The sequence below is a fragment of the Micromonospora sp. WMMD812 genome (assembly GCF_027497215.1).
Taxonomy (GTDB): domain Bacteria; phylum Actinomycetota; class Actinomycetes; order Mycobacteriales; family Micromonosporaceae; genus Micromonospora.
Window position 1 is genome coordinate 3,810,691 of the sequence record NZ_CP114904.1, and the last position, 23,196, is coordinate 3,833,886.

Below are 23,196 nucleotides of genomic sequence, written 5' to 3' on the forward strand. Positions count from 1 at the left end.
CGGGGTGCCCGATCAGCTGCCGCTCCGCCTCGTGCTCGCCTCGGCGAGCCCCGCCCGTCGCAAGATCCTCCAGGCCGCCGGTATCGAGCCGGACGTGCTGGTCAGCGGCGTGGATGAGTCCCTGGTCGTCACCGACCGTGCCGAAGAACTCTGCCTGGAACTGGCCCGCCTGAAAGCGCAGGCGGTGCTCACCCGGCTCCGCCCGGCCGCCGACGAGCGCTTGCTGGTGATCGGCTGCGACTCGGTGCTCGCCTTCGACGGCGAGATCCTGGGCAAGCCGGCCGACGCGGCGGACGCCAGGCGGCGGTGGCAACGGATGCGCGGGCGCAGCGGGGTGCTGCACAGCGGACACAGCCTGGTCGACGCCACGGCCGGGCGGCGCGCCGAGGCGGTCGCCTCGACCATCGTGCACTTCGCCGACGTCACTGACCACGAGATCGACACGTACGTCGCCACCGGTGAGCCGCTGGCGGTGGCCGGCGCGTTCACCATCGACGGGCTGGGCGGCCCGTTCGTGGAGCGGATCGAAGGCGATCCGAGCACGGTCATCGGGCTCTCCCTGCCGCTGCTGCGCCGCCTCCTCGCCGAACTGGACCTGCGGATCACGGATCTCTGGACGAAGGTCGCGCCGGGCGGCCAGTCGACGGAGCCGCTCGGTTAGCGTCCACGCATGACCACCAAGTCGATCCCACTCACCGACGAGCTGCACGCGTACCTGGTCGGGCACGGCTCCCCACCCGACGAGATCATCCGTGACCTCGCCGAGGAGACCCGCGCCGTGCTGCCGGACGAGGCGACCATGCAGGTCGCGCCCGAGCAGGCCGCGTTCCTGACGTTCCTCACCCGGCTGCTCGGCGCGCGGCAGGCGGTGGAGGTGGGCACGTTCACCGGGCTCTCCTCCCTGGCGATCGCCCGGGGCCTGCCCGAGGACGGCCGGCTGACCTGCTTCGACATCTCGGAGGAGTACACCGGCATCGCCCGGCGCTACTGGGCACGGGCGGGAGTGGCCGACCGGATCGAGCTGCGCATCGGTCCGGCCGGGGACACGCTGCGCGAGCTACCGCACGACCGGTACCTCGACTTCGCGTTCATCGACGCGGACAAGACGGGCTACCCGATCTACTGGGCCGAGCTGGTGCCCCGGATGCGCCCCGGCGGTGTGATCGCGGTCGACAACGTTTTGCGGGGTGGGCGCGTGATCGCGCCGCAGGACGTCGGCGACCGGGCGATCGCCGCGTTCAACGACGAGGTGCTGGCCGACGTCCGGGTGGACGCGGTGATGCTGCCGATCGCCGACGGGCTCACGCTGGCCCGGGTTCGCTGACGGTGGCCCCACCGCGTCGCGCGGGATGATCGCCGCGCCTCGCGGCGTGATCCACTCCATGTCGGCGACATGGCGCCATCCTGCTCGGCAGGACTGCGCCATGTCGCTGACACGGTGTTGATCAAGCGAGCGCGACCGCGAGCGGCCCGCTGCGGCGCCCCGCGACCCCCTCAAGCGACCGCAGCGGCTCCAGACAAGGCCACGTGGCCTGACCTGGTGTCGATCAAGCGACCGGGACCGCGAGCGGTTCCGGCGCCGGTCGGTTGGCGCGCAGCGACCGGCCGAGGCGGACGGCGAGCAGCGCGGCGACCGCGATGAACCCCGGCAGCAGCAGGAACGCCAGGTGCGGGCCGACCCCGTCGGCCACCCGGCCGAGCACGACCGGCGCGATCCCGAAACCGATCCCCATCGAGTACGACGCCCAGCCGGCCGCCCGATCGGCGGCCCGACCGGCGACGGCGAGCGCGATCGAGATGGCCAGCGGGTAGTGGAGCGCGTTCCCCAGGCCCAGCACGACCAGCCCGGTGACGGCGAGCCAGCCGACCGACGCGGACCAGAACAGGGCGAACCCGGCCAGCGACACGCCCAGCGCGCCGAGCAGCAGCGGGATCGGCGGCAGCCGCAGCGCGATCCGGCCGCCGGCCAGCCGGCCGAGGAACATCCCGCAGACGATCGCGGCGACGGCCGCGCTCGCGGTGCCGGCGCTCAACCCCGCATGCGAGCGGAGCACGTCGGCGGTCCAGAGCGACAGGCAGACCTCGATCGAGCCGGTCACCGCCATCAGGGTCCAGGCGATCCAGTACGCCCGTGGCAACCGCCCCACCGCCCGCGAGTCGCCCCGGCGGCCGGCGACGCCGCCGGCGCCGGCCGAGGAGCGCGTGCCCCCGGCGAGATCGGCAGTGGCGGAGGCCCCCGCCGATGCAGGTCCGGCGTTCGCCGAGGCCAGACCATCGCCGCTCAGTGCCGCCACCACGGCCCGATCGGCGGCGCCGCCGGTCGCACTCGCCGTGGCCACGCCGTCGCCGCGCACGGCGGTCGCCGCGACTTGATCGGCGGCAACCGGGGCGGACACTCCGGCGGGGTCGGCGGCAGCCGCGGGAGCGGGGGCGCCCTTCGGCGGGCGTACCCGCAAGGTCAGCGCGGCGAGCGCGACGAGCGTGATCAGCCCGACCTCGACGGCCATCACCGGCCGCCAGCCGAGCCCCGCGTCGACGGAGGCGCCGATCACCAGCGGGGCGAGGATGCCCATGCCGGCGCAGGCGGCGTTGGCCTCGGTCAACGCGGCGGGCGCGGCGGCGCCGTGTCGCGTGGTGAGCACGACGGAGACGCCGCTGATCACCATCATGCCGAAGGTGGCGATCACGGCGACCGCGGCGAGGGTCGCGGGCAGCGGGCGGAGGACGCCGAACGCGGCGACGCCGGCGGCCACCCCGGCCAGGCCGGCCCAGATGGCCGGGTTGCGGCCGATCCGTCCGGCGACCGGAGCGAAGAGAGCCCCGCCGACCAGCGAGCCGACCGCGATGGCGGTGCTGTGCAGACCGGCGACGGCGGCCGAGGTGCCCTGCTCGTCCCGCAGCAGCGGCACGACCGGCCCGAAGCCGTAGAGGAAGAAGCCCCACAGGCCCAGCTGGGCGTACGCGAGCCGGGTGATCCTGTCATGGGTGAGGCGGGGCACGGACCTTACGCTACAAGCGCCGGCCCGGTGCCCCGCCCCGAGTGAGAGGCAGCTCTCCCGTCAGCGGACGCTGCGGGCGAACTGGCGCGCCGCCCAGACGACGCCGAGGACCGCGAGCACCGCGGTGATGGTCAGCCCCTGCCACACCTTGTCGTTGCCCAGGTCGCCGGCGAAGAGCGCGCGGGTGCCGTCGACGGCCCAGGAGAACGGGTTCCAGTCGGCGATGCCCTGCAGCCATCCGGGCGCGAAGGTGAGCGGCAGCAGGATGCCGGAGAGCAGCAGCACCGGCTGGGCGACGGTGTTCATCAGCGGGGCGAGCGCGTCCTCGCTCTTGACCTTCAGCGCGACGCCGTACGAGACGGCCGAGGTCATCAGCGCGATCAGGGCGAGCATGAGGTACGCCAGCAGCAGGTCGCCGAGGAACACCCGCAGGTCGAACAGCAGCGCCAGCAGGGTGATGATGACGGCCTGCACGATCAGCGAGACGACGTCCCGCAGCGAACGGCCGAGCAGCAGGGCGAGGCGGCTGACCGGGGTGACCCGGGACCGCTCGATGACGCCGGCGCGCAGCTCGGCGATCAGGCCGAAGCCCTGGAACAGGCCGCCGAAGATGGCCAGCAGCACCAGCAGGCCGGGTACGAAGATCTTGTACGCCTCTGCCTGGGTCGGCGCGTTCAGCGCCGGCTTGAGCAGCGGGGCGAAGAGCAGCAGGTACATCACCGGCTGGAAGACGCCGACGAAGACCCAGACCGGGTTGCGGAGCAGCAGTTGGATCTGGCGCTGGAAGATGAGCCAGGTGTCGCGGGCGAGCTTCATGGTGGTCTCCTGGGGTCAGGACTCGCGCAGCGAGCGGCCGGTCTTGGTGAGGAACACGTCGTCGAGGCTGGGTCGGTGCAGCTCGATCGAGTGCAGCGCGAGGCCGGCCTGGTCGAGCCGGCGGAGGATCTGCGGGATCGCGGTCGCGCCCTCGTCGACGTAGAGCCGCAGCCCGCCCTCGTCGGCGGTCTCCAGCTTGTTGACGTACGGCTCGCCGTCGAGCGCCTGCGCGGCCTGCGGGGTGGCGGCCAGGTCGAGGCCGACCTGCACCACGTCGCCGGAGATCTCCCGCTTCAGCTCGGCCGGGGTGCCCTCGGCGACCACCTCGCCGTGATCCATGATCGCGATCCGGTCGCAGAGCGCGTCGGCCTCGTCGAGGTAGTGCGTGGTGATGAAGACGGTCATCCCCTCGGAGCGCAGCCGACGGATCTCGTCCCACATGTGCGCGCGGCTCTGCGGGTCGAGGCCGGTGGTGGGCTCGTCCAGAAAGACGATCTTCGGCTCGTGGATGATGCCGAGCGCGATCTCGACCCGGCGGCGCTGGCCGCCGGAGTAGGTCTTGGACTTGCGGTCGGCGAACTCGCTGAGCTGGAAGGCCTCCAGCGCGTGGGTGGCCCGCCGGTGCGCCTCGGCCTTGCTGATGCCGTAGAGCCGGGCCTGGAGCACCAGTTCCTCGCGGGCGGTGGACTCGTCCCAGGTGCTGCCGCCCTGGGCCACGTAGCCGATCCGGCGACGCACCTCTGCCGGGTCCTTCCGCAGGTCGGCGCCGGCGATGGTGGCCTCGCCGCCGTCCGGCTCGATGAGCGTGGCGAGCATCCGCAGGGTGGTGGTCTTGCCGGCGCCGTTCGGGCCGAGGAAACCGAAGATCTCCCCCTCGGCGACCTCCAGGTTCACCCCCCGTACGGCGTCGACGGTCTTCGTCTCCCGCCCCGCGCGGGAGCGGAACGATTTCCGCAGCCCTCTGGTCTCGATCATCTCTGCTCCTGGTCGTCCGGGCCGGGCCGTGCCGGCCGCCGCCTGCCCCGGGGACGCCACACGGCGCACTCCCCCCGTTGTGCCGGGAGCAGGCTAACGCGATATAACTTCTGTGGTCAACGTTGATTATTCCGCGTCGGCCGGTCGCTCCGGCAGCCGCTCCTGCCACCCCGACCAACCCTCCGCGCGGTCCAGCCCAGCAGGCAGGTACGACACTCCGGACTCGATCCGCTCGGCGATCCGCGCGCACCAGGCGATCTCCGCCTCGGCGCGGGCCGACCACAGCTCGAACATCCAGGCCACGTGCACCGGCTTGGTGTCGCGCACCCAGTCCGACTCCAGCGAGGCCCGCAGCCACTCGACCCCGGCGCCGAGCTGGGTGGCCCGGTTGCGCAGGGCGGCGGCCGCCTCCTCGCGCGGCATCGCCGGCAGGAAGGAGAAGGCGGCCACGAACGGGTCCGGCACCTCCTGCACCTTCCACCAGAAGCCGCGCAGCAGCGTCTCGAACTCGTCGTCGCCCTTCGGCGTGACCTCGTACGTGGTCCGGGCCGGCCGGCCGCCGACCTGCTCGGTGGCGACCGCCCGCAGCAGCCCCTCCTCGGTCAGCTTGCGCAGCGCGTGGTAGATCGAGCCGGGCTGCACGTTGGCCCACTTGTCGGCGTTCCAGCTCAGCAGCTCACGTCGTACGTCGTAGCCGTGCACCGGCTGCATCCACTTGACCAGTCCGAGAATCATCATGCGAGTGGCAGACACCGGACAAGCGTAATAAGCAAGTTTGACTATGGCCGGATGTGACAGTGCGGCATCCCACACTGAGCGATCGTTAGGGCCCGCAGGGTGGCCGATACACTCCCGGTCAACGACCTCCCGGGAGGAGCCCCCACGGTGCGCAAGGTACTCATCGCCAACCGCGGCGAGATCGCCGTCCGCGTCATCCGCGCCTGCCGCGACGCCGGGCTGGGCAGCGTCGCGGTCTACGCGGACTCGGACCGGAAGGCCCTGCACGCCACCCTCGCCGACGAGGCGTACGCCCTGGGCGGCGACACCGCGGCGGACAGCTACCTGCGCATCGACAAGCTGATCGACATCGCCGCGAAGGCCGACGCCGACGCGGTGCACCCCGGCTACGGCTTCCTCTCCGAGAACGCCGACTTCGCCCAGGCCGTCATCGACGCCGGGCTGACCTGGATCGGCCCCACCCCGCAGGCGATCCGCGACCTCGGCGACAAGGTCACCGCCCGGCACATCGCGCAGCGGGCCGGCGCTCCCCTGGTGCCCGGCACCCCGGACCCGGTCGGCAGCGCCGACGAGGTGATGGCCTTCGCGGTCGACCACGGCCTCCCGGTCGCGATCAAGGCGGCCTTCGGTGGTGGCGGGCGCGGGCTCAAGGTGGCCCGCACGATGGAGGAGATCCCGCAGCTGTTCGAGTCGGCCACCCGGGAGGCGGTCGCCGCGTTCGGGCGCGGCGAGTGCTTCGTCGAGCGCTACCTGGACAAGCCCCGCCACGTCGAGGCGCAGGTGCTGGCGGACCAGCACGGCAACGTCATCGTGGTCGGCACCCGGGACTGCTCGCTCCAGCGGCGGCACCAGAAGCTGGTCGAGGAGGCCCCCGCGCCGTTCCTCACCGACGCCCAGCGGGCGCAGATCCACGACAGCGCGAAGGCGATCTGCCGCGAGGCCGGCTATCACGGCGCCGGCACGGTCGAGTACCTGGTCGGCGTCGACGGCACCATCTCCTTCCTGGAGGTCAACACCCGGCTTCAGGTCGAGCACCCGGTGACCGAGGAGACCGCCGGCATCGACCTGGTCCGCGAGCAGTTCCGCATCGCCGACGGCGAGAAGCTCCGGATCACCGAGGACCCGACTCCGCGCGGGCACGCCATCGAGTTCCGGATCAACGGTGAGGACCCGGGCCGCAGCTTCCTCCCGGCGCCGGGCACGGTCACCGCGCTGCGGCTGCCCACCGGCCCCGGCGTACGGGTCGACACCGGCATCTCGGCCGGCGACGTCATCGGCGGGAACTTCGACTCGCTGCTGGCCAAGGTGATCATCATCGGGGAGACCCGGACCGAGGCGCTGGAGCGGGCCCGCCGGGCGCTGGACGAGATGGTGGTCGACGGTATGGCCACCGCCCTGCCGTTCCACCGCCTGGTGGTGCGGGACCCGGCGTTCACCGCCGAGCCGTTCACCGTGCACACCCGGTGGATCGAGACCGAGTTCGACAACACGGTGCCGCCGTTCACCGCCGCCGCCGGTCCCGCCGGCGAACCGGCCGAGCGGGAGACCGTCGTGGTCGAGGTGGGCGGCAAGCGCCTGGAGGTCAGCCTCCCGGCCGGCCTCGGCGCGGGTACGGCCACCGCCACGCCGGCCGCGCGGAAGCCCGCCCGCCGAGGCGGTGGCGCGAAGGCCGGCGCCCAGGTCAGCGGTGACGCGCTCACCTCGCCGATGCAGGGCACGATCGTCAAGATCGCTGTCGCGGACGGGGACACCGTCGCCGAGGGGGATCTGGTCGTGGTGCTCGAGGCGATGAAGATGGAGCAGCCGCTGCACGCGCACAAGGCCGGCACGGTCAGCGGGCTGAGCGCCGAGGTCGGCGCGGTGATCACCGCGGGCGCGCCGATCTGCACCATCTCCTGACGGCCGGCGCTCAGCGGAGCAGCTCGGCGGCCACCGCGCGGACGGCCGCGGTCACGGCGGTCAGCACCTCGGACTCGAGCCGCCAGTGCTGCCAGTACAGCGGGATGTCCAGATGCCGCCCCGGGGCGATGTCGACGCAGTGCCCGGCCCTCAGGTCGTCCTCGGCGATCTGCTCGGGCACGAGGCCCCAGCCGAGGCCCAGGCGGACCGCGGCGCTGAAGGCCGGCACGGACGGCACGTAGTGCACCGGCGGGTCGAGCGCCCGCCCGGTCACCGAACGCAGGAAGCGGTGCTGCGACCGGTCCTTGCGGTCGAAGACGACCACCGGCGCGACGCCCAGCGCGGCTGTCGTGAGCCCATCGGCGAAGTGGGCCTCGACCAGCGCCGGCGCGGCGAGGGCCCGGTAGCGCATCGCGCCGAGCGGGCGCACCCGACAGCCCTGGACGGGCTCCCGCTGAGCGGTCACCGCCGCCGTCACCGAGCCCTCGCGGAGCAGGTCGGCGGTGTGGTCCTGGTCGTCCTGCCGGATGTCGAACGAGATCCCGAGCCGCTCGGGCACCCGGGCCAGAACGGCGGGGAACCAGGTGGCGAGCGAGTCGGCGTTCACCACCACGGCCAACCGGGTCCGGGTGGGCTCGGCGGTCACCGCGCCCCGGGCGTCCGCCAACGCCTCCCGCTCCAGCAGCACGAGCTGGCCGGCGAGGCGCAGCAACGGCGCGCCCGCCGTCGTGGCCACGCAGGGACGGGCTCGCCGGACGAGCACCTGGCCGACCGACTCCTCCAGGGCCTTGATCCGCTGGCTGACCGCCGAGGGCGTGATGTGCATCAGGCGGGCGGCCGCCTCGAAGCTGCCCTCCGAGACCACCGCGGCGAGGGTCCGCAGCTGGGTCGAGTCGAGGCCGTCCATCAGCACAGCTTAATCAGCCTGAAAATCTTTAGTTCGACTCATGGGAGGCATCGGCCTACCGTCGGGACGTGCTCAGCTCCGCCCTCGCCGGCTTCTCCGTCTCCATCGCCCTGATCGTCGCGATCGGCGCGCAGAACGCCTTCGTCCTGCGCCAGGGGCTGCGCCGCGAGCATGTGCTTCCGGTCGTACTCACCTGCGCCGCGTCCGACGCCGCGCTCATCACCGCCGGCATCGCCGGGGTCGGTTCGCTGGTGACCGGCCGCCCGGCGCTGTTGGCCACGGTCCGCTGGGCCGGCGCCGCCTTCCTGCTCTGTTACGCCGCCCTCGCCGCCCGCCGGGCCCTGCGACCCGGGGCGCTGGTGCCGACCGACCGGCCGCCCACCACCCTGCGCGCGACGGTCCTGGCCTGTCTCGCCTTCACGTACCTGAACCCGCACGTCTACCTCGACACCGTGCTGCTGCTCGGAGGCATCGCGCAGCAGCACCCGCACCGGTGGGCGTTCGGCATCGGCGCCGCCCTGGCCAGCGTCGCCTGGTTCGCCGCGCTCGGCGCCGGGGCGCACCGGCTCGCGCCGCTGCTCGCGCGTACCGCCGCCTGGCGATGGCTGGACGGCGCGATCGCCGTGCTGATGACCGGGCTCGCCGTGGCGCTGCTGGCGGGTTGAGCGGCGCGGTGGTGGTGTTTTCCGCAACCACCGGCGGCAATGCGGCCTGCGGGCAGGAATGATGGCCGGGTGCGGTTCCTTCACGGCGCGGTCCCCGCGCACGACCTGACCTACAACGACGTCTTCATGGCGCCGGCCCGCTCCGACCTCGGCTCACGCCTCGATGTCGACCTGTCCACCGGCGACGGCACCGGCACCACGATCCCGCTGGTGGTGTCGAACATGACCGCGGTCGCCGGCCGGCGGATGGCCGAGACGGTGGCCCGCCGCGGGGCGATAGCGGTCATCCCGCAGGACATCCCGATCGAGGTGGTGGCGAACGTCGTCGCCTGGGTCAAGCAGCGGCACCTGGTCTACGACACGCCGATCACCCTCGGCCCGACCGACACCGTCGGCGATGCCATCCACCTGCTGCCGAAGCGGGCACACGCCGCGGTGATCGTGGTGGACGCGTCCGGCCGGCCGATGGGTGTGGTCACCGAGGCGGACACCGTGGGCGTGGACCGCTTCGCCCAGCTGCGCCACGTGATGTCGACCGAGCTGCACACGGTGCCGGCGGACGCCGACCCGCGTACCGGCTTCGACCGGCTCTCGGCGGGCCGCCGCCGGCTCGCCCCGGTGGTCGACCCGGACGGGCGGCTGGTCGGCCTGCTCACCCGGCAGGGCGCGCTGCGGGCCACCCTCTATCGCCCGGCGGTGGACGACGCGGGCCGGCTGCGGATCGCGGCCGCGATCGGCATCAACGGCGACGTCACGGGCAAGGCCGCGGCGCTGCTGGAAGCCGGGGTCGACACGCTGGTGGTGGACACCGCGCACGGCCACCAGGAGCGGATGATCACCGCGCTGCGGGCCGTCCGCAAGCTCGACCCGGGCGTCCCGGTGGCGGCCGGCAACGTGGTCACCGCCGAGGGGGTACGCGACCTCGTCGAGGCGGGGGCCGACATCATCAAGGTCGGGGTCGGCCCCGGCGCGATGTGCACCACGCGGATGATGACCGGCGTGGGGCGGCCACAGTTCTCCGCCGTCCTCGACTGCGCGGCGGCGGCCCGGGAACTCGGCCGGCACGTGTGGGCCGACGGCGGGGTGCGGCACCCGCGGGACGTGGCGCTGGCCCTCGCCGCGGGCGCCTCGAACGTCATGATCGGTTCCTGGTTCGCCGGCACCTACGAGTCCCCCGGTGACCTCTACACCGACCCCGACGGCCGGCGCTACAAGGAGAGCTTCGGCATGGCCTCGGCTCGCGCGGTCAGCGCCCGTACCGCCGACGACAGCCCGTACGACCGGGCCCGCAAGGCGGTCTTCGAGGAGGGCATCTCCTCCGCCCGGATGTACCTCGACCCCAACCGCCCGGGGGTGGAGGACCTGATCGACGAGATCATCGCCGGGGTGCGGAGCGCCTTCACGTACGCCGGCGCGCGCGACCTGCCGGAGTTCCACGAGCGGGCCCTGGTCGGCGTGCAGAGCGCGGCCGGCTACACCGAGGGGATGCCGCTGCCGACCAGTTGGTGACCGGGGCCGGGCCGGCTGGCCGCCGCTTCGCTAAACGGTGCGGTGGTTACTCGAGCAGGCGGCTGATGACCACTCTGGCCGCCTCCCGGGGATCGTCCCCGACGCGGGGCGGTAGCGCGCCGGCGAGCCAGAGCGTGGCGAATCCGTGCACGATCGACCAGGCCGCGAGGGCGTCCCGTCCGGGGTCGGCCGGGCTGCCGTCGCGGTTGGCGAGGCCGACCACCCCGGCCCGCAGCACGTCGCCGGCGCGGTCCCGGGCCGCCTGCACCTCCGGCGCGTCCGGCCGGTAGAGCTCGGGCCGGAACATCACCTCGAAGTGCGCGCGGTGCCGGACGGCGAAGTCGACGTACGCCACGCCGGAGGCGAGCAGGTCGCCGTCCGCGCCGCGCAGCGTCTCGGCGAGCAGGTCGAAGCCCTGCGCCGCGAGGACGGTGAGCAGGCCGGCCTTGTCCCCGAAGTGGTGCGCGGGGGCGGCGTGCGAGACGCCTGCCCGCCGGGCGAGGTCCCGCAGGCTGACGGCGGCCGGCCCGGACTCGCCGATCACCTCCACGGCGGCGTCGAGCAGGGCACGGCGGAGGTCGCCGTGATGGTAGCCACGCGTTCCGGTCATGGCCCGATCCTATCTTGTCATTGACAAGATGCCACCCGGTGGGCAATCTTGTCAGCGACAAGTCCGGCTCGAGGAGGAAACCGTGGCTCCCTTGATCGCACTGATCGTCGGCACCGCGCTCGCCCGGCTGGCCGGCATGGCCGGCGTCGACGCCCTCGACGGCTGGCTCCCCGCGCTGCGCGTCGGGCTGGCCCTGATGTTCGTGCTGACCGGCGTCGCGCATTTCACCGAACCCCGACGCCGCGGGCTGATCGCTATGGTGCCGCCCGGCCTGCCCCGGCCCGACCTGCTGGTCGCCGCCACCGGCGTGCTGGAGCTGGCCGGCGCGGCCGCGCTGCTCGTCCCGACGACCGCACGCTGGGCGGCGGCGGGGCTGGGCCTGCTGATGCTCGCCATGTTCCCGGCGAACGTCTCGGCGGCCCGACGCCGGCTCACCCTGGCCGGGCGCCCGGTGACCCCACTGTGGCCGCGTACGGCGCTGCAGATCGTCTTCGTCGCCGCAGCCGCCGCTATTTCGTTTGGCCCCTGACTATCAGGGGGCTAACCTAAGCCCTCGTGAGCCTGTTCACCCTCGACGACGTGCCCATGGGCCGGCTGCTGGTGACCGCCGGTCACCTCGTCAGCCAACGGTGGAACCGCATCCTCGCGGAGAAGTTCAACCTCACCCAGGCCGGCATGGTCACCCTCATGACCCTCGCCCACCACGGCACCCTGCCGCACCGCGAGGTGGCCCAACGCTGCTACGTCCGGCCGGCGACGCTGACCGGCATCGTCGACACCCTCGAACGCGACGGGCTGGTCGAGCGACAGCGCGACGAGAACGACCGGCGTAGCGTCCGGCTCGCCATCACCCCGGCCGGCCGGGAGCGGCTGTCGGCGCTCAGCGCCCTGATCCGTTCCGGCCGGCCACTCACCTCGGTCGACGCCGACCCCGCGAAGGCCGCCGTGATCCGGGAGTTCCTGCTGGAGGTCATCGGTAGTGGAGAGGACCCACGCATGACCGAACCCCACCACGAGCCGGGAGACCCGGCATGCTGATCCGACTGCTCCGACACCACCTGCACCCCTACTCGCGACCGCTGGCCGCGGTGGTGGCGCTCCAGTTCGTGGGCACGATGGCGTCGCTCTACCTGCCCAGCCTGAACGCCGACATCATCGACCAGGGCGTGGCCCGCGGCGACACCGACTACATCGTCCGGACCGGTGGCTGGATGCTCCTGGTCAGCCTGGTCCAGATCGTCTGCTCGATCGCGGCGGTCTACCTCGGCGCGCGGACCGCGATGGGCTTCGGCCGGGACGCCCGGGCGAGGATCTTCGCGCACGTCAACCGGTTCTCCGCCCGGGAGGTCGCCCGGTTCGGCGCCCCCTCGTTGATCACCCGCAGCACCAACGACGTGCAGCAGGTGCAGATGCTCGTGCTGATGAGCTGCACCATGCTGGTCGCCGCCCCGATCATGAGCGTCGGCGGGGTGGTGATGGCGCTCCGCGAGGACCTCGGGCTCTCCTGGCTGATGCTGGTCTGCGTACCGGTGCTGGCGTTGGCGCTGAGCCTCGTCATCCGGCGGATGGTGCCGGGCTTCCGGCTCATGCAGACCCGCATCGACATCGTCAACCGGGTGCTGCGCGAGCAGATCACCGGTATCCGGGTGGTCCGGGCGTTCGTCCGTGAGCCGTACGAGACGAACCGCTTCGGCGTCGCCAACGCCGACCTGACCGCCACCGCGCTGCGCACCGGGCGACTGCTGGCGCTGATCTTCCCGCTGGTGATGCTGGTGCTCAACGTCTCCAGCGTCGCGGTGCTCTGGTTCGGCGCGCAACGCGTCGACTCCGGTGCGATCCAGGTCGGCGCGCTCACCGCCTTCCTGCAGTACCTGATGCAGATCCTGATGGCCGTGATGATGGCCACCTTCATGCTGATGATGGTGCCGCGGGCGGCGGTCTGCGCCGAGCGGATCGTCGAGGTGCTGGACACCGACTCGTCGGTGGTGCCGGCGGCGGGCGCGGTCAGCCAGGTGCCGGCCCGGGCCGACCTGGAGCTGCGCGGGGTGCGCTTCCAGTACCCGGGCGCCGCGGAACCGGTGCTCCGGGACATCTCCTTCCGGGTCGCGCCGGGGACGACCACCGCCATCATCGGCAGCACCGGCGCCGGCAAGACCACCCTGCTGTCGCTGATCCCCCGGCTGGTCGACGTCACCGCCGGCGCCGTCCTGGTCGACCAGGTGGACGTACGGGACCTCGCGCCGGACGAACTGTGGCGCCGCATCGGCCTGGTGCCGCAGCGCCCGTACCTGTTCACCGGCACGATCGCGAGCAACCTGCGCTACGGCAACCCGGACGCGACCGACACCGACCTCTGGTCGGCGCTCGAGATCGCCCAGGCCGCCGACTTCGTCGCCCAGATGCCCGGCGGGCTGGACGCGCCGATCGCGCAGGGCGGCACCAACGTGTCCGGCGGCCAGCGACAGCGGTTGGCGATCGCGCGGGCCCTGGTCCGCGAGCCGGAGATCTACCTGTTCGACGACTCGTTCTCCGCGCTCGACCTGGGCACCGACGCGCGGTTGCGGGCGGCGCTGCGGCCGGTCACCGCGGACGCCGCCGTGGTGATCGTGGCCCAGCGGGTCTCCACGATCGTCGACGCGGACCAGATCATCGTGCTCGAGGACGGAGGGGTCGTCGGGGTGGGACGGCACGAGGAACTGATCGAGAGCTGCCCGACGTACGCCGAGATCGTCGCGTCGCAGCAGACGGCGGAGGTGCCGGCATGAGCGAGCGGACGGCTCCCGTACCTGAGCAGAAGCCGGCCGGCGACGGGCGGACGCCGAAGCGGCTGCCCGGCGGTGGCCAGCGCGGCGGTCCGCCGTGGATGGGCGCCGGGATGCCCGCCGAGCGGTCGATGGACTTCGGCCCGTCGGCCCGGCGGCTGCTCCGCAGGCTGAGTCCGCACCGGCTCCAGCTGGTGCTGATCATCGCGTTGGCGGTGGTGAGCGTCGGCTTCAGCGTTGCCGGGCCGAAGATCCTCGGCCACGCCACCGACCTGATCTTCACGGGCGTCATCGGCCGGCAGCTCCCGGCCGGGACCACCACCGAGCAGGCCGTCGCGGCGGCCCGGGCGTCGGGCAACGACGCCTTCGCCGACATGCTGGCCCGGATGGACCCGGTGCCCGGGGCGGGCATCGACTTCACCGCGCTGGGGCGGGTGCTGATGCTGGCCCTCGCCCTCTACCTGGCCGCCAGCGTGTTGATGTGGTGGCAGGGCTGGCTGCTCAACGGCGTGGTGCAGCGCACCGTGCTGACGCTCCGGGCGGACGTGGAGGAGAAGCTCAACCGGCTGCCGCTGCCCTACTTCGACCGGCAGCCCCGGGGTGAGCTGCTCAGCCGGGTCACCAACGACATCGACAACATCTCGACCAGCCTCCAGCAGACGCTGAGTCAGCTGCTCACCTCGCTGCTCACCGTGGTCGGCGTGCTCGGCGCGATGTTCTGGATCTCGCCGCTGCTGGCCGTGGTGGCGCTGGTGGCCGTGCCGCTGTCGGTGGTGGTCACCCAGCGCATCGCCAAGCGCTCGCAGAAGCAGTTCATCGCCCAGTGGACGCACACCGGCGAGCTGAACGGGCAGATCGAGGAGGCGTTCACCGGCCACGAGCTGGTCAAGGTCTTCGGCCGGCAGCGCGAGGTGGAGGCGGCCTTCACCGCGAAGAACGAGCAGCTGTTCCAGGCCAGCTTCGGGGCCCAGTTCATCTCCGGAATCATCATGCCGTCGATGATGTTCATCGGAAACCTCAGCTACGTGGCGATCGCCGTGGTCGGCGGCCTGCGGGTCGCCTCCGGCTCGATGAGCCTCGGTGACGTGCAGGCGTTCATCCAGTACTCCCGGCAGTTCACCCAGCCGCTGACCCAGGTCGCCTCGATGGCCAATCTGCTCCAGTCCGGGGTGGCCTCGGCGGAGCGGGTCTTCGCGGTGCTCGACGCCGACGAGCAGAGCCCCGACCCGGCGGTGCCGGCCCGCGTGACCGACCCGCACGGTCGGGTCGAGTTCGACCACGTCTCGTTCCGGTACGACCCGGACAAGCCCCTGATCGACGACCTGTCCCTCGTCGCCGAGCCGGGTCACACCGTGGCGATCGTCGGCCCGACCGGCGCCGGCAAGACCACCCTGGTCAACCTGATCATGCGGTTCTACGAGCTGGACGCCGGCCGGATCACGCTCGACGGCGTGGACATCACCACGATGCGCCGCGACGACCTGCGCGGCCGGATCGGGATGGTGCTGCAGGACACCTGGCTGTTCGGCGGCACCATCCGGGACAACATCGCGTACGGGCGGCCGGACGCGACCGAGGAGGAGATCCTCGCCGCCGCTCGGGCCACCTTCGTGGACCGGTTCGTGCGCAGTCTGCCGGACGGTTACGACACGGTCATCGACGAGGAGGGCAGCAACGTCAGCGCGGGTGAGAAGCAGCTCATCACGATCGCCCGGGCGTTCCTCGCCGAGCCGTCGCTGCTGATCCTGGACGAGGCGACCAGCTCGGTGGACACCCGTACCGAGGTGCTGCTCCAGCGGGCCATGGCCGCGCTGCGCTCGGACCGGACCAGCTTCGTCATCGCGCACCGGCTCTCCACCATCCGGGACGCCGACCTGATCCTGATGATGGAGAACGGCCGGATCGTCGAGCAGGGCACGCACGAGCAACTGCTCGCCGCGCACGGCGCGTACCACCGGCTGTACCGGTCGCAGTTCAGTCAGGCGCTCACCGACACCGAGGAGCCCGACGACAACGCCCCCCGGCGGCCCGCACCGGCCCAGGGAGCGCTGTCGTCGTGACCGGGTCAGCCGCCCCGGGCGCCCGCGGATCAGCCGCCGTGGGCGCCCGCGGCCGGTCCGAGTTCCGGCAGCGCCGGGCCGCCTCGGTCGGGCGCGTCCGGCAGCAGGTCGGCGGAGCGGGCGGCAACCACGCCGGTGACCAACCCGAGCGCGGCGTCGACGGGAATCGGGTCCAACCCGCGGCCGTCGCGCAGCCGCAGGGCGACCCGCCCGTCGGCCGCCTCTCGGGGCCCGATCACCGCGGCGTACGGCACCCGGCGCCGGGCCGCGTCCCGGACCCGGGCGCCCAGCGAGCCGGCCGCGTCCACCTCGACCCGCAGCCCGGCCGCCTCGCCCCGCCGGGCGAGGTCGGCCGCGGCGGCGGCCTGCCCGTCGTCCACCGGCAGCACCACCAGCTGGACCGGCGCGTACCAGGCCGGGAAGGCGCCCTGGTGCACCTCGATGAGGTACGCGAAGAGGCGTTCCATGCTGCCGACCAGGCTGCGGTGCACCATCACCGGCCGCCGCCGCGACCCGTCCCGGTCGGTGTACGACAGGTCGAACCGCTCCGGTTTGTCGAAGTCGAGCTGGACGGTGGCGAGGGTCGACTCCCGGCCGCCGGCGTCGACGATCTGGATGTCGATCTTCGGGCCGTAGAAGGCCGCGTCCCCGGGCGCCTCGACGTACTCCACCCCGGCCAGTGCGCCGCGCAGCAGCTCCTCGGCCCGGGCCCACTGGTCGTCGTCGCCCACGTACTTCTGTCCCGGCCCCCGCAGCGACAGCCGGAAACCGGCCGGGCGGACGCCGAGCGCGGCGTGCGCCTCGCGGATCAGCCGGAGGATCTCGGCGACCTCGTCGCCGACCTGGTCCAGCGCGCAGAAGTTGTGCGCGTCGTTGAGCGAGATGGCCCGCACCCGGGACAGCCCGCCGAGCACCCCGGAGCGCTCCGCACGGTACATCCCACCCAGCTCCGCGATGCGCAGCGGCAGCTCGCGGTAGGAGCGGCCGCGGGCGCGGTAGACAAGGGCGTGGTGCGGGCAGAGCGCCGGGCGGAGCACGAACTCGTCATCGGCGCTGAGCCGCATCGGCGGGAACATGTCGTCGGCGAAGTAGCCGAGGTGCCCGGAGCGCTCGAACAGCTCCCGCTTGCCGAGCGGCGGCGAGTAGACGTGCTGGTAGCCGGCGCGGCGCTCCAGCTCCCGGACGTACTCCTCGACCGCGTGCCGGGCGGCGGCGCCCGCCGGCAGCCAGATCGGCAGCCCGGCGCCGGCCAGCGGGTCGGAGACGAACAGGTCCAGCTCCCGGCCGAGCTTGCGGTGGTCGATCATGTCGCTCTCCTTGATCGGGTACGACCCGGAGGCGATCTGGTCTCCGAACGCCGCGCGGCCCTCGGGGGCGGATCGCCCCGGGGCCTCGTCGACGGAAGTGTCAGTGCGGCGCGCCGGGGTCTCCCGGCGTCGTGGTCAGGGCCGCGCTGTTCATGCGGCGACCGTACGCGCGCGGCACGCGCGCCCGCACCCGGATTTCCGGGCGGTGGAGAGAGGGTGGGCCGCCGGCACGGGACCTGCCGGCGGCCCTCGGCGGCCCGGTCGTCGGAAACGGGGGATCCGACGGTCGTGGGGCCGCGCGCCGACAACGGTACGCCGACGGACGCCGATCCGCCGACCGCAGTGACACCCCGTAACCGGGGACGGGGAAGCGTCGTTGCACCTGGGTGGCCCTGCCGTGTCGGCGGTCACCACCGGCCGGGGCTGTCGACGGTGACGCCGGACACGCCGTCAGGCTCGGTACACACGATCAGCCGGATCCGGCGAGGTGGCAGGCGTGCCCGAACTACTGACTGACGTCGGGTCACCGACGTGGGCCTACCTCGCGCTGCTCGGCCTGCTCGTGGCGGACGCCTTCATCCCGGTGATCCCCACCCAGGTCATCATGATCACCAGTGGCGCCCTCACCGTGTACGGCGGGCTGGACCTGCCGGTGACCATCGCCGTCGGCACGCTCGGCGTCCTCGGCGGGGATCTCGCCTGCTACCTGCTCGGCCGGGTCGCGCCCGACCGACGGGCGCCCCGTCACGCCACACCGAGCCGGACCCGGCGGGTCGCCGGCCGCGTCACCCAGGGTCTGCGCCGGCCCGGTCCGCTGGTCATCCTGCTCTGCCGCTTCGTGCCCGGCGGCCGGATGGCGGCCTGCTTCTCGGCCGGCCGCAGCCGCTACCCGTACCGGCTCTTCCTCCTCTACGAAACGGTCGCCGCGCTGGGCTGGGCGACCTACGGGGCGCTGGTCGGGCACCTCGGCGGGACCGCGCTGACCGAGTCGGCCTGGCGGCTCGCGCTGATCGCCAGTGTGGCGGCGGTCGGCTTCGCCGCGGCCGGCTGGACGATGACCCTGATCAGCGCCCGGCACGCGCGCAGCGGCGAGGAGGCCGGGGAGGTCGCGCTGGCCGGCCGCGAGGTGCCGGTCGACTGACCGTCCGCGCCGGCGGAACGGGCGGGCGCGCGCACCGGTCGCCACCCGCCGGCGACGGCCGCACCCGCGGGGGGACGAGCCCAGTTCCTAGGGGTGGTCCCGGGGATCGATTTCGGTGGCTCGCCCCGATCCGTTTCGGGTGGCTCCGGCGACAGGCTGAGGCATGCCTGGAACCCGGAACGCCGGCCTGCTGGCCCTCGGAGGCATCGCCCTCGCGGCGCTGCTCACGATGATCGGCCATGTCGAGGTGAACGAGAACCTGTCCCCCTGGTCGCTGACGGTCAGCGACTTCGCCGTCTCCGACCGCGGCGGCGTCATCGACGTCGCGATGGTGGTGCTCGCACTCGCCACCGCGGTCCTGCTCCGCGGTCTGCGCCGTACCGGCCTGCCCGGGCCGGCTGTCGGAATCGGCGGCCGACTGGCCGACCTGCTGCTCGGGACGTGGGTGGCGGGCCTAATGCTGGCCGCGGTCGTGCCCACCAACGAGCCCGGTACGCCGATGACGACCGCCGCGTACGTGCACCGGTACGCGTCGGTGGTCGCCTTCCTGGCGCTCCCGGTCGCCGGCTGGCTGCTCGCCCGCCGGGGCGACCTGGCCCGGGTCGCCCGCGGGCTACGCGGCCTGGCGCTGTCCAGCCTGGTGCTGGCGGCGGTGATGGTGTGGTCGGCCTATCCCGGCGACCGGATGCTGATCGGCCTGATCGAGCGCGTACTCATCCTCACCGAGGTGGCGCTGATCGCCGTCGTGGCCGGCACGGTCGCGTGGTCCCGCCGCCCCGCCGAAGAGGCCGATCATGCAGTTGTGGTGCCTGACGTAAGGGGCGAAGTGTCACGTACCGCCCACCACAACTGCATGATCGACGTGAACCTGGGGAAGGTCACTCCAGCTCGTGGAGCATGAGCTGCCGGGCGGCCTCGGTGATCGAGCCGGACAGGCTCGGGTAGATCGTGATCGTCTGGGCCAGCTCGTTGACGGTGAGGTTGTTCTCCACCGCCATGGTGATCGGCAGGATCAGCTCGCTGGCCTTCGGGGCGACCACCACGCCGCCGATCACCTGGCCGCTGGCCGGCCGGCAGAACAGCTTCACGAAGCCGTCGGCGAGGTCGTCCATCTTCGCCCGGGCGTTGCCGGCGAGCGGCAGCATCACCTGCCGGGCCGGGACCTTGCCGGCGTCCACCTCGTCCTGTGAGACGCCGACCGTGGCCAGCTCCGGGTCGGTGAACACGTTCGCGGCGACGGTCCGCAGCCGCAGCGGGCGGACCGCCTCGCCGAGCGCGTGCCACATCGCGATCCGGCCCTGCATGGCAGCGACGCTGGCCAGCGGCAGCACCCCGGTGCAGTCACCGGCGGCGTAGATGCCGGGCACGTTGGTCCGGGACACCCGGTCGACGGTGACGTAGCCGCCGCGGGCCAGCTCGACGCCGTACTCGGCCAGCCCGAGGTTGGCCGTGTTGGGGATGGAACCGACCGCGATCAGGGCGTGCGAGCCGTGCACGACCCGGCCGTCGGAGAGCTGGACCTCGACGCCCGACCCGCTGCGGCGGACCGCGTCCGCGCGGCAGTTGTTGAGGATGCTCATGCCCCGCGCGCGGAACACCCGCTCGATCGCCGACGCCGCGTCGGCGTCCTCGTGCGGCATGACCCGGTCACGGCTGGAGACCAGGGTGACCTCGATCCCCATCGCCAGGTACGCGCTGGCGAACTCGGCGCCGGTCACACCGGAGCCGACCACGATCAGGTGCTCGGGAAGCTCCGGCAGGTTGTAGACCTGGCGCCAGGTGAGGATGCGCTCGCCGTCCGGCAGCGCGGTGGGCAGCTGGCGTGGGGTGGCGCCGGTGGCGACCAGCACGGTGGACGCGTCGATGGTGTATTCCGCCCCGCCGCCGGCCGGGGTGACCACGACCCGGTGGGTGTGACCGAGGGTGTCCTCGCCCAGCCGCGCGCTGCCGGCCACGAAGGTGACTCCGGCCTTGAGCAGCTTGGCGTGGATGTCGGTCGACTGGGCGAGCGCCAGCCGCTTCACCCGCTCGTTCACCGCCCGGGCGTCGACGGTGACCGCCTCCAGCCCGTCGGAGTGCACCCCGAACTCCTCGGTGTCCCGGTAGCCGGTCACCACCTCGGAGCTGGCGATGAAGGTCTTGGACGGCACGCAGTCGGACAGCACGCACGCCCCGCCGGCCCCCTCGGCCTCCACGACGGTGACATCAGCGTCCAGCTGCGCGGCGACCAGAGCCGCCTCGTAGCCGGCCGGCCCCCCGCCGATGATCACGATCCGGCTCACAGCGTTCGCCCTTCGTCGATGCTCACAGTGACTTTCTTATCCCGAACGCGTCCGACACGCACCGTCGTATTCTCCCCCACCCGTCCGCCGGGCTATCGTCATCGCCGTGCGTCATCACGCCGCGTACGGCTCAAACCTGGATCCCGCCCGGATGCGCGCCTACTGTCCGCATTCGCCGATGGTGGGCACCGGCTGGCTGGAGGGCTGGCGGCTGACCTTCGCGGGTGAGGACGTGATCGGCTGGGAGGGCGCGGTGAGCACCGTGGTCGAGTCTCCCGGCGACCGGGTCTTCGTGGCGCTCTACGACATCCACCCCTACGACGCCGCCCAGCTCGACGAGATCGAGGGGGTGACCGCCGGGACCTACCGCCGGCTCACCGTCCGGGTCTCCACCCTCGACGGGGACGTGACCGCGTGGGTCTATGTCTTCGACGGGTACGAGGGCGGGCTGCCGACGTCGTGGTACCTCTCCGAGATCGTGAACGCCGCCGAGAAGGCGGGCGCGCCGGACGACTACGTCACCGAGCTGCGGTCCCGCCCCACCGGCACCGCGTCGGCGTAGCGCGTATCGCACCCGTCCAGTCTGCTACCGCCGCCGGGTGGGCCGCCGGCCGGCCCGGGCCAGGGTCGTCAATCACACACCGGCCGGCGGCACGGTCAGCGACGCGGCGGGCACGACCAGCTCGTACATGTCGGTCCAGCGGGTCTCCTGCAGCCCCACCGAGCGGTAGAGCGAGAGCGGGGTGGTCGGGTTGGTGAGGTCGACGCCCAGCCCGGCCGACGTCCGCCCCTTCTCGGCGTAGCGGCTGAAGGCTCGGCGCAGCAGCGCGGCGCCCACCCCCCGCCGGCGGAACGCGGGCAGCACGGACAGGCTGCGGACGAAGCCCTCGTTCTGATCCAGCGCCTGGTCGGAGGATTGCAGCGCGCCGGCTGCGACCCCGTCCACCTCGGCGACGAACCATTCGTCCCAGGTGGTGCCGTGCTGGGTGATCTTCTTACGCCACTCGGCGAAGCCCAGCGGCTCGTAGTCCGGAGTGTCCCGGAACGCGGTGTCGAAGATGCGGTGGAACTCCCGCAGGTCCACCTCGTCGTCGGGGCGAACCGGGCGGACCGTCACCCCGGGCGGCGGAGGCGGCTCGGCGGGCAGGTCGGCCAGCGAGCGGTCCATCCGGACGTAGCGCTTGGCCAGGGTGAAGCCCGCGTCGTCCAGGCTGCGCTGCCAGTCACGCTCCGGCTCGAACACGGCGCAGCGCACGGTGAGCGCGGGCAGTTCGCGTTCGGCGGCCCGCTCGGCGACCCGGTCGAGCTGGCGGGCCAACAGCGGCTCACGCACCTGGTGGCCGCGTTCGGGGTCGACGTACACCTCCACGAACTCCCGGCCGACGCCCGTGGGGTTGTCGACGACGGCCCAGCCGACCACGTCCCCGTCCGGGTCGAGGGCCAGCCAGGAGTCCCGGGCCGGGTCGACGTACGGGCCGGTCAGCGCGGCCTCGACGTCCTCGGCGTCGAAGTCGGGGTAACCCACGGCGAAGGTGTCCGCGGCGTGCACCACCGCGAGGATCGCCGGGACGTCGTCGAGGGTGGGGCGGCGCGCGCTCCAGCCGGCGGGGAAGGTCACCCGCCGATCCTGGCAGGGGACGGGCGGCCACGCCGCCGATTTTCCCCCGGCACGTCGCACCGCCCGCCGACGGCCACTGTGTGCGGAGGGACGCCCCTGCTCGGCCCGGGGGGACGCGAAGGAGGCCCGCCGGTCAGGCGGCTGGGCCGGAGCGGACGGTCGGGCCCACGTGTGCGCGGGTCGCGGTCAGCAGGTCCAGCAGGTCCGCGCCGTCGACCGGGCCGAGCGCCGCGTACGCGGGCGCCGCCAGCCGGTCGGTGACCGCCTCGGCCCAGAGCCGGCGCCGGACCAGCGGGCCGACCGGTGGGTAGGGCGGCGGCCAGCCGCAGGCCATCGCGCCGGCCTCCCCCTCCGGCCCGGCCAGCACCGCCTCCAGGGGCGTCATCCCACTGGACCGGACGGCGAGCAGGTAGGCGCCGGTGAAATGCTCCCGGAGCCGCCGCAGCGCCGCCGCGGCGCGGGCACCCGGAGTGCGGCCCGGCACCGGCATCGCCCGCCAGGCGGCGAAGAGCGGCATGCCGCTCGCGTCGGCCGCGGCCACCGCGCGTTCCAGCAGCCCGGCGAGTCGGTCGACCCCGGGCACCCCGTCGAGGTGCTGCGAGCCCCACCGGCAGCATTCGGCGAGCGTCGCTGCGGCCACCTCGAACGGCCGGACGGTGCGGGCCGCGCCGTCCCATCCGTCCGCCACGGCGTCCGGCGCGATGAAACCGAGCGCGGCGGCGGCCGTCTCGGCTCGGACGTCGCCGAGCGCGCCCGCGCGGCCGCTCACGTAGAAGGCCCAGCCGGAGATGCCGAGGAGCCGGGCCCGGCGCAGGGTGATCGGGCAGCGGCTGTAGGCGTCGCCGAGGTCGAGCACCAGGGGTTTGCTGGCCGCGGCGACCTGCTCCGGCGTCATCGGCGCCGCCCGC

General features: G+C 73.1%; 22 protein-coding genes. 12 read left to right on the forward strand and 10 right to left on the reverse strand.

Translation table 11 applies throughout. The annotated features are described in order from the left end of the window. Nucleotides 1–4: 4 nt before the first annotated feature. Nucleotides 5–661, forward strand: a complete 657-nt coding sequence (locus tag O7603_RS17440; RefSeq protein WP_281570868.1) for a nucleoside triphosphate pyrophosphatase — start codon at nt 5–7, stop codon at nt 659–661. 9 nt (nt 662–670) lie between these two features. Next, nucleotides 671–1,324, forward strand: a complete 654-nt coding sequence (locus tag O7603_RS17445; protein ID WP_281570869.1) for an O-methyltransferase — start codon at nt 671–673, stop codon at nt 1,322–1,324. 223 nt (nt 1,325–1,547) lie between these two features. On the opposite strand, the gene O7603_RS17450 is transcribed toward O7603_RS17445, so the two are convergent. The 4 genes from O7603_RS17450 to O7603_RS17465 all read right to left on the reverse strand — a co-directional run bounded on the left by O7603_RS17450 (nt 1,548) and on the right by O7603_RS17465 (nt 5,528). Then, nucleotides 1,548–2,999 carry an MFS transporter gene (locus O7603_RS17450; RefSeq protein WP_281570870.1) on the reverse strand — a complete coding sequence of 484 codons (1,452 nt, stop codon included), beginning with the start codon at nt 2,997–2,999 and terminating at the stop codon, nt 1,548–1,550. A 60-nt stretch (nt 3,000–3,059) separates the two neighbouring features. Next, nucleotides 3,060–3,815, reverse strand: coding sequence for an ABC transporter permease (locus O7603_RS17455; protein ID WP_281570871.1), 756 nt, complete (start codon nt 3,813–3,815; stop codon nt 3,060–3,062). Nucleotides 3,816–3,830: 15 nt separating this feature from the next. After that, nucleotides 3,831–4,790, reverse strand: coding sequence for an ATP-binding cassette domain-containing protein (locus tag O7603_RS17460; RefSeq protein ID WP_281570872.1), 960 nt, complete (start codon nt 4,788–4,790; stop codon nt 3,831–3,833). Between the two features lie 126 nt (nt 4,791–4,916). After that, nucleotides 4,917–5,528: a PadR family transcriptional regulator gene (locus O7603_RS17465; RefSeq protein WP_281576720.1), complete on the reverse strand. Its 612-nt coding sequence runs from the start codon at nt 5,526–5,528 to the stop codon at nt 4,917–4,919. A gap of 147 nt (nt 5,529–5,675) precedes the next feature. On the opposite strand from O7603_RS17465, the gene O7603_RS17470 reads away from it, so the two are divergent. Next, nucleotides 5,676–7,427: a biotin carboxylase N-terminal domain-containing protein gene (locus O7603_RS17470; RefSeq protein ID WP_281570873.1), complete on the forward strand. Its 1,752-nt coding sequence runs from the start codon at nt 5,676–5,678 to the stop codon at nt 7,425–7,427. A 10-nt stretch (nt 7,428–7,437) separates the two neighbouring features. Here O7603_RS17470 and O7603_RS17475 read toward each other — a convergent pair whose 3' ends face one another. After that, nucleotides 7,438–8,334, reverse strand: coding sequence for a LysR family transcriptional regulator ArgP (locus O7603_RS17475; protein ID WP_281570874.1), 897 nt, complete (start codon nt 8,332–8,334; stop codon nt 7,438–7,440). A gap of 68 nt (nt 8,335–8,402) precedes the next feature. Here O7603_RS17475 and O7603_RS17480 point away from each other — a divergent pair, with 68 nt between their 5' ends. Next, on the forward strand, nt 8,403–8,999 hold the full coding sequence (locus O7603_RS17480; protein WP_281570875.1) for a LysE/ArgO family amino acid transporter: 597 nt from the start codon (nt 8,403–8,405) through the stop codon (nt 8,997–8,999). Between the two features lie 69 nt (nt 9,000–9,068). Further along, nucleotides 9,069–10,508, forward strand: coding sequence for a GuaB1 family IMP dehydrogenase-related protein (locus O7603_RS17485; protein WP_281570876.1), 1,440 nt, complete (start codon nt 9,069–9,071; stop codon nt 10,506–10,508). A 46-nt stretch (nt 10,509–10,554) separates the two neighbouring features. On the opposite strand, the gene O7603_RS17490 is transcribed toward O7603_RS17485, so the two are convergent. Next, nucleotides 10,555–11,118, reverse strand: coding sequence for a TetR/AcrR family transcriptional regulator (locus O7603_RS17490; protein ID WP_281570877.1), 564 nt, complete (start codon nt 11,116–11,118; stop codon nt 10,555–10,557). Between the two features lie 82 nt (nt 11,119–11,200). Here O7603_RS17490 and O7603_RS17495 point away from each other — a divergent pair, with 82 nt between their 5' ends. Genes O7603_RS17495 through O7603_RS17510 form a run of 4 tightly spaced genes read left to right on the forward strand, consistent with a single transcriptional unit; the run spans nt 11,201 to nt 15,940 of the window. After that, complete coding sequence (locus O7603_RS17495) at nt 11,201–11,647, forward strand: DoxX family membrane protein (protein WP_281570878.1); 447 nt, start codon at nt 11,201–11,203, stop codon at nt 11,645–11,647. Nucleotides 11,648–11,673: 26 nt separating this feature from the next. Beyond that, nucleotides 11,674–12,156 carry a MarR family transcriptional regulator gene (locus O7603_RS17500; RefSeq protein WP_281570879.1) on the forward strand — a complete coding sequence of 161 codons (483 nt, stop codon included), beginning with the start codon at nt 11,674–11,676 and terminating at the stop codon, nt 12,154–12,156. Then, nucleotides 12,150–13,883 (forward strand): ABC transporter ATP-binding protein, encoded by a 1,734-nt coding sequence (locus tag O7603_RS17505; RefSeq protein ID WP_281570880.1) that lies wholly within the window; start codon nt 12,150–12,152, stop codon nt 13,881–13,883. Before O7603_RS17500 ends, O7603_RS17505 begins: the two co-directional genes overlap by 7 nt. Continuing rightward, nucleotides 13,880–15,940 carry an ABC transporter ATP-binding protein gene (locus O7603_RS17510; protein WP_281570881.1) on the forward strand — a complete coding sequence of 687 codons (2,061 nt, stop codon included), beginning with the start codon at nt 13,880–13,882 and terminating at the stop codon, nt 15,938–15,940. Before O7603_RS17505 ends, O7603_RS17510 begins: the two co-directional genes overlap by 4 nt. Before the next feature lie 29 nt (nt 15,941–15,969). Here the strand turns inward: O7603_RS17510 and thrS are convergent, their stop codons facing one another. After that, nucleotides 15,970–17,247, reverse strand: a complete 1,278-nt coding sequence (gene thrS / locus O7603_RS17515) for a threonine--tRNA ligase (protein WP_281570882.1) — start codon at nt 17,245–17,247, stop codon at nt 15,970–15,972. Nucleotides 17,248–17,743: 496 nt separating this feature from the next. Here thrS and O7603_RS17520 point away from each other — a divergent pair, with 496 nt between their 5' ends. Both O7603_RS17520 and O7603_RS17525 read left to right on the forward strand, forming a co-directional pair. Continuing rightward, entirely contained in the window at nt 17,744–18,388 is a 645-nt protein-coding gene (locus O7603_RS17520) for a DedA family protein (RefSeq protein ID WP_281570883.1), read from the forward strand. 163 nt (nt 18,389–18,551) lie between these two features. Then, the gene (locus O7603_RS17525) at nt 18,552–19,289 is read left to right on the forward strand and encodes a DUF998 domain-containing protein (protein WP_281570884.1); all 738 of its coding nucleotides are present in this window, start codon (nt 18,552–18,554) and stop codon (nt 19,287–19,289) included. Here O7603_RS17525 and O7603_RS17530 read toward each other — a convergent pair. After that, nucleotides 19,267–20,670: an NAD(P)H-quinone dehydrogenase gene (locus tag O7603_RS17530; protein ID WP_281570885.1), complete on the reverse strand. Its 1,404-nt coding sequence runs from the start codon at nt 20,668–20,670 to the stop codon at nt 19,267–19,269. The two genes, O7603_RS17525 and O7603_RS17530, sit on opposite strands and share 23 nt — an antisense overlap. A gap of 106 nt (nt 20,671–20,776) precedes the next feature. Between O7603_RS17530 and O7603_RS17535 the strand changes: the two genes are divergently transcribed. Continuing rightward, complete coding sequence (locus tag O7603_RS17535; protein ID WP_281570886.1) at nt 20,777–21,232, forward strand: gamma-glutamylcyclotransferase; 456 nt, start codon at nt 20,777–20,779, stop codon at nt 21,230–21,232. Nucleotides 21,233–21,304: 72 nt separating this feature from the next. Here O7603_RS17535 and O7603_RS17540 read toward each other — a convergent pair whose 3' ends face one another. Both O7603_RS17540 and O7603_RS17545 read right to left on the reverse strand, forming a co-directional pair. Next, a complete protein-coding gene (locus tag O7603_RS17540) occupies nt 21,305–22,288 on the reverse strand; it encodes a GNAT family N-acetyltransferase (RefSeq protein WP_281570887.1) in 984 nt (327 codons plus the stop codon). 133 nt (nt 22,289–22,421) lie between these two features. Beyond that, nucleotides 22,422–23,183, reverse strand: coding sequence for a hypothetical protein (locus O7603_RS17545; RefSeq protein ID WP_281570888.1), 762 nt, complete (start codon nt 23,181–23,183; stop codon nt 22,422–22,424). Between the last annotated feature and the right edge of the window lie 13 nt (nt 23,184–23,196).